Source organism: Emticicia sp. W12TSBA100-4 (genome assembly GCF_040253585.1).
GTDB lineage: Bacteria > Bacteroidota > Bacteroidia > Cytophagales > Spirosomataceae > Emticicia.
Genome location: NZ_JBELAU010000119.1, coordinates 1 through 227, shown reverse-complemented (window position 1 = coordinate 227; position 227 = coordinate 1). Strand labels below are relative to the sequence as shown.

Sequence of the window (227 nt, the reverse complement as noted above, 5' to 3'; positions counted from 1 at the left end):
AAACAACCAACGGCAGCATTGACGACGACCCCGAGTGGTGTGGATGTGAAGTGTTACGGGGATGCAAGTGGCAGTGCGAGTGTAATTGCAGCAGGTGGCACGAGTCCATACACTTACAAATGGAACACAAATGCGACGACTTCGACTATCAATAATTTAGTAGCAGGAACGTACACGGTAGTAGTAACAGATGCGAACAGTTGTACAGCAACAGCGAGTGTAGTAGT

General features: G+C 48.0%; 1 protein-coding gene. It reads left to right on the top strand.

What is annotated here, in order from left to right:
* Positions 1–227, top strand: a 227-nt coding sequence (locus ABR854_RS26030; RefSeq protein WP_350268756.1) for a SprB repeat-containing protein, incomplete at both ends; no start/stop codon positions are given.